The organism is Cellulomonas wangleii, from assembly GCF_018388445.1.
GTDB lineage: Bacteria > Actinomycetota > Actinomycetes > Actinomycetales > Cellulomonadaceae > Cellulomonas > Cellulomonas wangleii.
The window spans coordinates 1,733,786-1,746,026 of sequence record NZ_CP074405.1 but is presented as its reverse complement, the minus strand read 5'-3'; the positions used below and the strand labels follow the sequence as shown (position 1 = coordinate 1,746,026).

8 protein-coding genes are annotated in these 12,241 nt (G+C 75.6%); all 8 read right to left on the bottom strand.

The window, feature by feature from the left end; genetic code table 11:
- Positions 1-2: 2 nt before the first annotated feature.
- The 8 genes from ftsZ to KG103_RS08010 all read right to left on the bottom strand — a co-directional run bounded on the left by ftsZ (position 3) and on the right by KG103_RS08010 (position 12,232).
- Positions 3-1,286: a cell division protein FtsZ gene (ftsZ, locus tag KG103_RS08045; protein WP_207341328.1), complete on the bottom strand. Its 1,284-nt coding sequence runs from the start codon at positions 1,284-1,286 to the stop codon at positions 3-5.
- A gap of 227 nt (positions 1,287-1,513) precedes the next feature.
- On the bottom strand, positions 1,514-2,308 hold the full coding sequence (locus tag KG103_RS08040; RefSeq protein WP_249670852.1) for a cell division protein FtsQ/DivIB: 795 nt from the start codon (positions 2,306-2,308) through the stop codon (positions 1,514-1,516).
- Between the two features lie 425 nt (positions 2,309-2,733).
- Positions 2,734-5,439 carry a UDP-N-acetylmuramate--L-alanine ligase gene (gene murC / locus KG103_RS19120; protein WP_207341330.1) on the bottom strand — a complete coding sequence of 902 codons (2,706 nt, stop codon included), beginning with the start codon at positions 5,437-5,439 and terminating at the stop codon, positions 2,734-2,736.
- Positions 5,432-6,700 (bottom strand): putative lipid II flippase FtsW, encoded by a 1,269-nt coding sequence (gene ftsW, locus KG103_RS08030; RefSeq protein ID WP_207341331.1) that lies wholly within the window; start codon positions 6,698-6,700, stop codon positions 5,432-5,434. The genes murC and ftsW overlap by 8 nt, the downstream gene beginning before the upstream one ends.
- A complete protein-coding gene (gene murD / locus KG103_RS08025; RefSeq protein ID WP_207341332.1) occupies positions 6,697-8,166 on the bottom strand; it encodes a UDP-N-acetylmuramoyl-L-alanine--D-glutamate ligase in 1,470 nt (489 codons plus the stop codon). The genes ftsW and murD overlap by 4 nt, the downstream gene beginning before the upstream one ends.
- The gene (gene mraY, locus KG103_RS08020) at positions 8,167-9,249 is read right to left on the bottom strand and encodes a phospho-N-acetylmuramoyl-pentapeptide-transferase (RefSeq protein ID WP_089801950.1); all 1,083 of its coding nucleotides are present in this window, start codon (positions 9,247-9,249) and stop codon (positions 8,167-8,169) included.
- The gene (locus tag KG103_RS08015) at positions 9,246-10,676 is read right to left on the bottom strand and encodes a UDP-N-acetylmuramoyl-tripeptide--D-alanyl-D-alanine ligase (protein WP_207341333.1); all 1,431 of its coding nucleotides are present in this window, start codon (positions 10,674-10,676) and stop codon (positions 9,246-9,248) included. The genes mraY and KG103_RS08015 overlap by 4 nt, the downstream gene beginning before the upstream one ends.
- Entirely contained in the window at positions 10,673-12,232 is a 1,560-nt protein-coding gene (locus tag KG103_RS08010) for a UDP-N-acetylmuramoyl-L-alanyl-D-glutamate--2,6-diaminopimelate ligase (RefSeq protein ID WP_207341334.1), read from the bottom strand. Before KG103_RS08010 ends, KG103_RS08015 begins: the two co-directional genes overlap by 4 nt.
- Positions 12,233-12,241: the final 9 nt, after the last annotated feature.

Below are 12,241 nucleotides of genomic sequence, written 5' to 3'. Positions count from 1 at the left end.
ACCTACTTGAGGAAGTCGGGCACGTCGAGCTCGTCCCGCTCGCGGCGGGCGGGCTCCTCCGCCAGCACGCGGGGCACCTCGAGCGACCCCGTGGCGGGCGCGGGCTCGGACCGCGTCGCCATGAACGCCGGCACCTCGGGGCGCGCTGCCTCGCCGGGCTGACCGGTGGTGCGCACGGTGCCGACCGGCACCAGGTCCTCGTCGGGGAGCTGCACGGGGCGCGGCGTCGGGGCCGGACCGGCACCCGGCAGGGTCGTGACGGGCGCCACGGCGGGCACCTGGCGGGCGGTCGCGCCGCTGACCTGGCCGAGCGCGCGGGCGTCGCGACGCACGACGGGACCACCGCCGTCGAACCCGGCAGCGATGACGGTGACCCGGACCTCGTCGCCGAGGGCGTCGTCGATGACCGCACCGAAGATGATGTTCGCCTCGGCGTGCGCGGCCTCCTGCACCAGCCGGGCTGCCTCGTTGATCTCGAACAGGCCGAGGTCGGACCCGCCCTGGATCGACAGCAGCACGCCGTGGGCGCCGTCGATGCTGGCCTCCAGCAGCGGCGACGAGATCGCCATCTCCGCCGCCTGCACGGCGCGGTCCTCCCCGCGTGCGAAGCCGATGCCCATGAGGGCGGAGCCGGCACCCTGCATGACGGACTTGACGTCGGCGAAGTCGAGGTTGATGAGGCCGGGCGTGGTGATGAGGTCGGTGATGCCCTGGACGCCGGACAGCAGCACCTGGTCGGCGGAGTGGAACGCGTCGAGCACGGAGACGGACCGGTCGGAGATCGACAGCAGCCGGTCGTTGGGGATGACGATGAGGGTGTCGACCTCGGCTCGCAGCGCCTCGATGCCGGCGTCGGCCTGCACGGAGCGCCGGCGGCCCTCGAAGGTGAACGGTCGCGTCACGACACCGATCGTCAGCGCGCCCAGCGAGCGGGCGATCCGCGCGACGACGGGTGCGCCGCCGGTCCCGGTGCCGCCGCCCTCGCCGGCGGTGACGAACACCATGTCGGCGCCCCGCAGGACGTCCTCGATCTCCTCGGAGTGGTCCTCGGCCGCCTTCTTGCCGACCTCGGGGTCCGCCCCTGCCCCGAGCCCGCGCGTCAGCTCGCGGCCGACGTCGAGCTTGACGTCGGCGTCGGACATGAGCAGGGCCTGGGCGTCGGTGTTGACGGCGATGAACTCGACACCCTTGAGGCCGACCTCGATCATGCGGTTGACGGCGTTCACGCCGCCACCGCCGATGCCGACGACCTTGATGACCGCCAGATAGTTCTGCGGAGCTGCCACGGTGGGTGCCTCTCGTTCGCGGGTCGCGGCGTGCCGGGCCGCTGGTGCTCGCCCCGACACGCGGGACGCGGGTCGTGCTCGTCAACCTTCACCCTCAGGTTGAAGGTGAGAGTTATGTCAGATGTGCTGTCGGGTCGTGACGCTAGGTGGCCGCCGACCCCGGATCAACGACCGCGCCGCGCGTGTCGTGCTTCGCCGCCGTGATCCGCGTCCTGGACGCCGCCCGCTCACTTGGTGATGGGCATCTGGGGCGCCGAGACGTCGAAGACGGACGCGCCCGCCGCCTCGGGCGCGGCACGCAGCGCGGCCAGCACGGCGAGCTTCAAGGGGGTCTGCTCCGCGCTCCCCCAGTCGATCCGGGGGCCGCCGTCGCGCAGCTGCATGGTGACCGTGTCCTGGCTCGCCGCGGCGACCGAGGCGACCTGCCCCAGCAGGTCGGGCGGCAGCTGCTCCAGGACGTGCAGCACCGCCGACAGCGTGCGCTCGTCACCGACCGGGACGTCGACGACGGGCAGACCGGCGGGCGCCGCGTCGGCGCGCCCCACCTGCACGCCCTGCTCGTCGAGCAGCACGAGGCCCGTCGCCGGCGCCTCCTCCGGCACCGCCGCGACCGGCTCGCGCGACACGAGCTGCACGGCCAGCCCGCGGGGCCACTGCCGCACGACGCGCGCCTCCCGGACACCCGGCACCTCCAGGACCCGGTCCCGCAGCCCGACGGTGTCGAGCCGCGGCAGCGGCGTGCCGGCACGCTCGTGGACGACCGCGACCACCTGGTCCACCGCCACGACGGTTCCGGCGCCGGTGACCTCGAGCTGCGTCACGTCGAGCGCGAGCACCGGCGAGAGCAGCAGCAGCCAGCCGAGCGCGCCGACGCCGACGACGCCGGCCGCTCCCCCGACCACCTGGCGCCGGGCGAGGTTGCGCCGGGCACGCGCCCGCTCGGCGAACCGCTCGCGCGACGTGGTCGACACGACCGCGGGCCGCACCGGCCCGCTGAACCGGCCGACGGTGTACGTGGTCACCGCACGCGTCGACCCGGTGACCGGGTCGGTCGCCGGCGCCGTCGGCGCACCCGGCGCCCGACGGACGCGCGACGTCGCGGCGGTCGGCCGCGTACCGGGACCTCGCACCGTGGGTCCCGGTGCCTCCGAGCGGTCCGCCGTGGCATCGGGATCGTCGCGACCCGGTCGCGACGCGGCGCGGGGGGACGGCACGCGCATCGACGAGATCGGGCGGACGGGCGTCGAGGGGACGGGCGTCGAGGGGGTGGGCGTCGAGGGGGTGGGCGTCGAGGGAGCGGGCGGTGCGGGGACCGGACCCGTCGGCGCGCTGCGCGGCGCGGGGTCGTCCCCCCGGGCCGCGCGGCGACCCGCGGTCCGACGCGGGGCGGCGGGACGTGCGGTGGGCGACGGGCGTCCCGGGCGCGGTGCCGGTGGACGCTGCGGGCTCACGGCCGCGCACCGTCCCGGGGCTCCGCCGCGCCGTCCGCGTGGGTGCCGTCCGCGTGGGTGCCGCTGTCCACCGCGGTGCCCTCGTCCGGAGCGCGCTCGGCGAGCTCGGCGAGCACGACGGGCACGAGCTCCGTCACGTCCCCGGCGCCGACGGTCAGCAGCAGGTCACCGGGCCGCGCGAGCGCGGCGACCGCCCGGGCGGCATCGACCCGTCCCGGCACGAACACGGCCTTGCCCGGCGTCGGCACGTGCTCGACCACCAGGGCTCCCGTGACGGTGGGGTCCGGGTCCTCGCGCGCGGCGTACACGTCCGTCACGACGACCGCGTCCGCGAGGTCGAACGCCTCGCCGAACTCCCGCGCGAACGTCCGCGTCCGCGAGAACAGGTGCGGCTGGAACAGCACGACCACGCGACCGCCGTCGGCCACCTCACGGGCGGCCCGCAGGACGGCGGCGACCTCGGTGGGGTGGTGCGCGTAGTCGTCGACCACCCGCACCCCGCCGGCCGTGCCGCGGTCCTCGAACCGCCGCCCCGTCCCGACGAAGTCGTCGAGCCCGTCGGCAGCCTGCTGCGCGTCGACACCGAGGCGCCGCAGCGCGCACCACGCCGCCGCCGCGTCGAGCGCGTTGTGGGCGCCGGCGACCTGCAGGTGGAGCGTCACGGCGGGCTCGTCGCGGGGCGTCAGCGTGACCCGCCACCGCCCGTCGGTGCTCCGCTCGCTGGGCGAGACGCGCACCTCGGCGTCCGGGCCGGTGCCGTAGGTGCGCACCGCGACCCCTCGCGCGGCCAGCCGGGCACGCGTCGCGGCGACGAGACGCGCCGCGCCCGGGTCGTCCGCGCAGGCGACCAGCAGCCCACCGTCGCGGACCCGGTCCGCGAAGCGCTCGAACGCCGCCTCGAACCGCTCGCGCGTGCCGTAGTGGTCGAGGTGGTCCGGCTCGACGTTGGTGACGACCGCGACCAGCGGCTCGTACGCCAGGAAGGAGCCGTCGGACTCGTCGGCCTCGGCGACGAAGGGCCCGGCCCCGTGCCGGGCGCCGCCGAGCGTGCCCCCGGTCGCGCGGACCACGCCGCCGATCGCGAACGAGGGGTCGGCGCCGGCGTGCACGAGGGCCGCGGCGATCATCCCCGAGGTCGTGGTCTTGCCGTGCGCTCCGGCGACGGCCACGGCGTCGCGGTCGGCCATGAGCGCGGCAAGCGCCTCCGAGCGGTGCAGCACCGGCAGGCCCCGCTCCCGGGCGCGGGCGACCTCCGGGTTGGACGCGCGGACGGCGGACGAGACGACGACGGTGTCGACGTCGTCGACGTGCGCCGCGTCGTGACCGACGTGCACCGTCACACCGGCGGCCCGCAGCCCGGCCAGCGCCGGGCCGTCGTGGGCGTCGGACCCGCTGACGGCGAGCCCGCGCGCGGCGAGCAGCGGTGCGACCGCGGACATCCCGGCGCCGCCGATGCCGACGAGGTGCACGCGGCCGAGGTCGGCCAGCGCCACCGGCCCGCGCTCACCCGGGTCGGCCACGGCCGGTGCGTGCGCCGGGGGCGTGCGGTGCTGCGGGGTGGCGGTCCGCAGGTGGGCGGGCAGCTGCTGCTCGACGAGCCGCGCGACGCGCGCGGCGCCGTCCCGGACGCCCACCCGCGCGGCGGCCGCACCCATGCGTGCCCGGGTCTCGGCCCCGGTGTCGCCGGCCAGCAGGACCGGGAGGTGCTCGCTGACCCAGGCCGGCGTCAGGTCGCCGTCCTCGACGAGCACGCCGCCGCCGGCCGCGACCACGCCGGCCGCGTTGAGGCGCTGCTCGCCGTTGCCGATCGGCAGGGGGACGTAGACGGCCGGGATCCCGAGCGCGGCCAGCTCGCAGACCGTCCCCGCGCCCGCCCGGCCGACCACGACGTCCGCGACGGCCAGCGCCCGGTCCATCGCGGTGAGGTACTCCAGGACGTGGTACCGCTCCGCACCAGGCACGGCGGCGGTGGCCGCCCGGACCTCGTCGGCCTTGCCCCGCCCGGTCAGGTGCAGCACCTGGGCACCGGTGGCGAGCAGCGCACCCGCCGCCCCGGCGACGGCGCGGTTGATGCTCAGCGCCCCCAGGGAGCCGCCGGTCACCAGCAGGGTCGGCAGGTCGGGGTCGAGCCCCAGCGCGTCGGCGCCCGCGCGCCGTGCGGCCGCGGCGTCGGACGCGCGCGCCGCGAGCAGGTCCTGCACCACGGTCCGCAGCGGCAGGCCGGTGACCTGCGCGCCGGGCAGCGCGGTGCCCTCGAAGGTGACGGCGACGGCGGCGGCCCAGCGTGCGCCGAGGCGGTTGGCCAGGCCGGGCCGCGCGTTCTGCTCGTGCACGACGACGGGGATGCCGCGGCGCCGGGCAGCGAGGTACGCGGGCGTGGCCACGTACCCGCCGAACCCGACGACCACCTGGGCGTCGATCTGCGCGATGGCGTCCTCGGCCGCACGCACGGCGGCACCCAGCCGGCCGGGCAGGTGCAGCCAGTCGACGGTGGGGCGGCGCGGCAGGGGGACGCGCGGCACCACGGCCAGGTCGTACCCGTGCTCCGGCACGAGCCGGGCCTCCAGGCCCTCGGCCGTACCGAGGACGGCGAACCGTCCGTGGGGGTGGCGACGACGCAGCTCGTCGGCCACGGCCAGCAGCGGGTTGACGTGGCCGGCGGTCCCGCCGCCGGCCAGGAGGACGGAGGTCGCGTCAGCCACGGGTACGTCCGATCACGGCGAGAGAGCGGCGCACGACCGAGGCACGGGCCGCGAGAGCCTCCGCGGCGCCCGGCTCGGTACGGGCGAAGGACAGCACGAGCCCCAGGGCGGCCATCGTCATGATGAGCGCCGACCCGCCGGCGGAGACCAGCGGCAGCGGCACGCCGATCACGGGCGCGAGGCCGATGACGACGGCGATGTTGACCGCCGCCTGGCCGACGACCCAGGCGAACACGGCGGCCGTCGTGATCTTGACGAACGGGTCGGGGTGCCGGCGCATGATGCGCACCATCGCGAACGCGAGGAGCGCGAACAGACCGAGCACGAGCAGGGTGCCCACGAGGCCGAGCTCCTCCCCCAGGATCGCGTAGATGAAGTCGTTGTGGGCCGCCGGCAGGTACGACCACTTCTCGGCGCTCTGCCCCAGGCCGACGCCGCTGACGCCGCCGGTGGCCAGGCCGTAACCGGCGTGCAGGCTCTGGTAGCACTCGTTGGTCTTGTCGCACTCGTCCGAGAGCCAGGACATGATCCGGTTGATGCGGTTCGGGCTGCCGAGGGTGAGCGCCGCCACGCCGCCCGCGGCCAGCAGCGCCGCGAACCCGAAGATGCGCAGCGGCACGCCGGCCACGAACATCGCGCCCGCGACGAGCAGGACCATCACCATCGCCGTGCCGAGGTCGTGGCCCAGCAGCACGACGCCGATCGCGATCCCCGCGACCGGCACGACGGGCACCAGGGCGTGCTTCCACTCGTGCAGCAGGGGCAGCTTGCGCGTGAGCAGCGCACCGAGCCAGATCGCCAGCGCGAGCTTGACGACCTCCGACGGCTGCGCCGAGAACCCGGGCAGGCACACCCAGTTGAGGTTCCCGCCCTCGCCGCAGCCCAGCGGGGTGAACACCAGCATCTGGAAGGCGATCGCGCCGCCGAGCGCGGGCCACGCGAGCGCCCGCACCACACGGACCGGCAACCGCGACATCAGCAGCAGCACCGGCAGCCCGATGAGCGCGTACCGCGCCTGGTTGAGGAAGACCGCGTACGGCGAGTCCCCCGCCGCCAGCGACTCGACGCTCGAGCTCGACAGCACCATCACCAGGCCGATCGCCACCAGCAGGAACGTCGAGCCCAGCAGCACGTAGTAGCTGGTGACGGCCGAGTTCCACGTGCCCAGGAAGGACGGTTCACGGACCTCCGGCGTACCGCCGGGCGGTGTGACCGTGCGGGTGGGAGCCGTGCGGGGGCGCGGGGGCGCGTCGGCGGTCACTGCCGACCGTCCGCCTGCCGCTCCTGCCCGACCTCACCGTGCAGCGACCGCACGGCCGCCGCGAACGCGTCGCCGCGGGCGGCGTAGGACGTGAACTGGTCCATCGACGCGCACGCGGGGGCGAGCAGGACCGTGACGGGCACGCCCTCGGGCGCGCCGGCCGCCAGCCGGCGCGCGCTGTGCACGGCGCGCGTCATCACCGGCTCAGTGTCACCGGCGTCCAGCTCGATCACCGGGACATCCGGTGCGTGTCGGGCGAGGGCCTCGCGCAGCGGCGCACGGTCCACCCCGAGCAGGACGACCCCGCGCAGCCGGTCGCGCCGGGTGCGGACGAGGTCGTCGAACTGCGCGCCCTTGGCCAGCCCGCCAGCGATCCACACGACCGACCCGGGCTCGAAGGCGGCGAGGGAGGCGGCGGCGGCGTGCGCGTTGGTCGCCTTGGAGTCGTCCACGTACGCCACGTCGTCGACGCGGCCGACGGTCACGATGCGGTGCGCCCCGGGGGCGAAGCCGCGCAGCCCGTCGCGGACGTGCACGGGGTCGACACCGTGGGCGAGCGCCAGCGCGGCGGCCGCGAGCGCGTTGCGCACCACGTGGGGCGGGACCACCCCGGCCGGACCCGCGAGCTGCGCGAGGTCGGCGAGCGTGCCGAGCTCGGCGGCGTGCGTGTGGCGCAGCCGCGCGAAGCCCCGGTCCACCAGCACGTCCTCGACGAGTCCGAGCTGCCCGACGCCGGGCATCCCGAGCGTGAACCCGACGGCGACGCACCCGTCGACCACGTCGGCCTCGCGGACGAGGTCCTCGGTGACCGGGTCCGTCGCGTCGTACACGCACGCGACCTGCGCCCGCTCGTAGATGCGCCCCTTGTCCGCGGCGTACGCGGCCAGCGAGCCGTGCCAGTCGAGGTGGTCGGGCGCGACGTTGAGCACGGCCGCCGCCTGCGCGGACATCGAGTGCGTGTGGTGCAGCTGGAAGCTCGACAGCTCGACCGCCAGCACGTCCAGCGCCGGGTCCACGGCCGCCAGCACCACGGGCGTGCCCACGTTGCCCACGGCGACGGTGCGCCGCCCCGCCGCACGCAGGATCGACTCGAGCATGCCGACGGTCGTCGTCTTGCCGTTGGTCCCCGTGACCGCGAGCCAGGGGGCGGGCTGCCCGTCGCCGCCGTCGCGCGGCACGCGGACCTGCCACGCGAGCTCGACCTCGCTCCACACCGGAACCCCGCGCTCCCCCGCCGCGGCGAGGACCGGGTGGGTCGGGGGCAGACCCGGGGAGGTCACGACGAGGTCGGCCCCGCGCAGGCCCTCGGCGACGAGCCCGGCCACGTCCGCGGCATCGGCCTCGGGGGCGTGCTCGTCGAACGTCACCACCCGCGCGCCACGGTCCCTCAGGACCTGCGCCGCGGCGCGCCCGGAGACGCCCAGGCCGGCGACGAGCACCGTACGACCGTCGAAGCGTGCGTCCACCTACTGCGCCACCCACTCCGCGTAGAAGATGCCGACCCCAAGCGCGACGAACAGGCCGGCGATGATCCAGAACCGGATGACGATCGTCACCTCGCCCCACCCCGACAGCTCGAAGTGGTGGTGCAGCGGTGCCATCTTGAAGACGCGTCTGCCGGTCATCTTGAAGAAGCCGATCTGGATGACGTCCGAGAGCACGATGAGGACGAACAGACCGCCGATGATCGCCCCGAGGATCTCGGTGCGCGTGAGGATCGTCAGCGCCGCCAGCGCCCCGCCCAGCGCGAGCGACCCGGTGTCCCCCATGAAGATCTTCGCGGGGCTCGCGTTCCACCACAGGAAGCCGAACAGGGCACCGGTGATGGCCGCGGCCACGACCGCCAGGTCCAGGGGGTCGCGCGTCTCGTAGCAGCGTGGCCCCGCGGACAGCAGCTTCTGGCACGTCTGGTTGAACTGCCAGACCCCGACCAGCACGTACGCCCCGAAGACGATGAGCGAGACACCGGTCGCGAGCCCGTCGAGACCGTCGGTGAGGTTCACGGCGTTGGACCAGGCGGTGATGAGGAAGTTCGCCCAGATGACGAACAGGACCAGGCCGACGGTCGCACCGGCGAACGCCAGGTCCAGCCCTGTGTCGCGGATGAACGAGATCCGGGTCGACGCCGGGGTGCGGAACTGCTCGTTGGGGAACTGCAGCGCCAGCACCGAGAACACGACACCGACGACGCCCTGGCCGACGATCTTCCACAGCGGGCTCAGTCCGAGGGAACGCTGCCGCGAGATCTTGATGAAGTCGTCGAGGAACCCGACGACCCCCAGGCCGGTCATGAGGAACAGCGCCAGCAGGGCCGACGCGCTGGGCGTCGTGCCCGTGAGCAGCAGGCCGAGCCCCCAGCCGACGAGCGTCGCGCCGATGATGACGACGCCGCCCATCGTCGGCGTGCCGCGCTTGGTGAAGTGCGCGGTCGGGCCGTCCTGCCGGATGAACTGCCCGTACTGCCGCTTGACCAGGAAGCGGATGAACAGCGGGGTGCCGAGCAGCGCGACGAGCATCGAGATGCCGCCGGAGATGAGGACGGCCCTCATGCGTCGGCCCCCACGAGCCGGTCGCCCAGGCGCCACAGACCGGCGCCGAACGAGGACTTCACGAGCACCACGTCACCCGGGCGCAGCTCGTCGGCCAGGAACGCGGCGGCGGCGTCGACGTCGTCGGCCAGGACGACCTCGTCGCCCCACGAGCCCTCGTGGTTGGCGCCGTCGCGGATGGCGCGCGCCCCGTCGCCGACGACCACCGTCAGGCCGATGTTGAGCCGCACCACGAGCCGCCCGATCGCGTCGTGCGCGGTGCGGGACTCCTCGCCGAGCTCGAGCATCTCGCCCAGCACGGCGACCGAGCGCCGCTGCCGCCCGGCGATGACCGCCAGCGCCTTGAGCGCGGCCCGCATCGAGTCGGGGTTGGCGTTGTAGGAGTCGTCCACGACGGTGACGCCGTCCGGGCGGTCCACGACGTGCATGCGGTGCGGCGACAGGGCGTCGGCGGCGGACAGGCCGGCCACGACGTCGTCGAGCGCGATGCCGGCCGTCAGCGCCGCCGCGGCCGCGGCGAGCGCGTTGTGCACGTGGTGCTCGCCGACGAGCCGCAGCTCCACGGGACGCTCCTCGCGGACGTCGCCCTCGACGTGCACGAGCCGGAACCGCGCTCGGCCCAGCGCGTCGAGGCGCACGTCCTGCGCCTGGACCCGCGCGTCGGGGGACGCCCCGAACAGCACGACCGGTCCGGGGGCCACGGCCGCCATGGCGCGCACCCGCGGGTCGTCGGCGTTGAGCACCGCGGTCCCGGCCGGCACCAGCCCCGCGACGATCTCCGCCTTGGCGCGTGCGACCCCGTCGATGCCGCCGCCGAAGCCGCCCAGGTGGGCCTGCCCGACGACCAGCACCACGGCGACGTCCGGCGGGGCGATGTCCGTGAGGTACGTGAGGTGACCGGGGCCGCTCGCGCCCATCTCGAGCACGAGGAACCGGGTCTGCTCGTCGGCGCGCAGCACCGTCAGCGGCAGCCCGATCTCGTTGTTGAACGAGCGCACGGGGGCGACCGTGGGGCCGGCCGCGCCGCACACCTGCGCGAGCACGTCCTTGGTCGTCGTCTTGCCGACCGAGCCGGTGATCCCGATGACGCGCAGGCCGGACCCGCCGGGCTGCGCGGCCGCGTCCCGCAGCCGCACCAGCACGTCGCGTGCCAGGTCGCCCAGCGCGCGCTCCACGTCGGGCACCACGACGCACGGCAGCCCCGGCAGCGGGCGCGCGGCCAGGACGAGCGAGGCGCCGGCCGCCACGGCCGCGGGGGCGAAGTCGTGGCCGTCGACGTGCTCGCCGGGCAACGCGACGAACAGCCCGCCGGGCAGCACCTCCCGCGAGTCGGTGACGACGGGGCCGGCCACCACGTGCTCGGGGGCGACGTCGGCCAGGCTGCCGTGCGTGGCGGCCGCGATCTCGGCCGCTGTGAGGGCGATCACGCGTGCTGCTCCCGGCGCTCGGCGCGGGCGGCGAGGAACACGTCTCGGTCGTTGTAGCGGTGGAACACCCCGGCGATCTCCTGGGTCGGTTCGTGGCCCTTGCCCGTGACGATCACGGTGTCGTCCGGTCCTGCCAGACGAAGGGCCTCGCGGATGGCCTGCGCACGGCTCGTGGCCTCGTGCACGTCGGCCAGGTCGGGGCGCACGTCGCGCACGCCCTCGAGGATGGCGGCCCGGATGGACGCGGGGTCCTCCGAGCGCGGGTTCTCGTCGGTGACGACCAGCACGTCGGCCAGCCGGGCGCCGACCTGCCCCATGATCGGGCGCTTGCCGCGGTCACGGTCGCCGTCCGAGCCGTACACGAGCACGAGCCGGCCGGGCGTGATGGGCCGCACCGCCTCGAGCGCGAGCTCGAGCGCGTCCGGCGTGTGGGCGTAGTCGACCAGGCACAGCGGCCAGCCGTCGCCGCGCTCGACCACCCGCTCCATGCGGCCCGGGATCGCGTGCGCGCGCCCCACGGCCTCGGCCGCCGCGTCGACGGGTACGCCCGCGGCGTGCGCGACCACCACGGCGAGCGCGGCGTTCGAGACGTTGACCAGGCCCGGCAGCGGGCTGTGCGCCTCGTGGCGGGCGCCGTCGGGGCCGCGCAGGACGAAGCGTGAGCCGACGCCGTCCAGGCCGACGTCGGCCTCGACGACCGCCCAGTCGGCCTGTGCCGCCTGCGGTGCGCCGACGCGCGTGCTCACGGTCTCGACGGGGATCGGGGACTCCTGCGCGAGCCGCCGGCCCCACTCGTCGTCGATGACGACGACCCCGCGGCGGGCCTGGCCGGGGGCGAACAGCCGCGACTTGTCGCGGAAGTACCCCTCCATGTCGCCGTGGAAGTCCAGGTGGTCGCGCTGCAGGTTGGTGAAGCCGACGACGTCGAACTGCACGCCGCCCACGCGTCCCAGCGCGAGCGCGTGCGACGAGACCTCGGTGGTCAGCGCGGTCGCGCCCCGCTCGTGGGCCAGCGCCAGCAGCGACTGCAGGACGGGTGCCTCGACGGTGGTGCGAGGGCTCTCGACGGCGTCGTCGCCGATCCGCAGCTCGACGGTGCCGAGCACGGCCGTCACGGCGTGCCGGGCGCGCAGCGCCGCGTCGACGAAGTAGGTGGTGGTGGTCTTGCCGTTCGTCCCGGTGACGCCCACCGTCACGAGCCGCGACGCCGGGTCGTCGAGGACCCAGGCCGCGACCGGCCCGGCCACGGCGCGGGGGTCGTCGGTGAGCAGGACGGGCACACCCGCGGGGACGAGCTCGGCGCCCTCGGTGTCGGTGAGCACCGCCACCGCGCCGCGCGCGACCGCCTCGGCGGCGAACCGTGCCCCGTGGACGCGCAGGCCGGGCACCGCGACGAACAGGTCCCCCGGCTCGACGTCGGCGCTGGACATGGTCACACCGGTGGCCGTCACACCCTCCGCGGGGCCGTCGACCCGCAGGCCGAACGCGGCGGCGAGGTCGTCGACCCTGCGGACCGGCGGGTGCTCGGGGCGCAGCCGGCCCAGGGGGGACGTCATGGGGAGAAA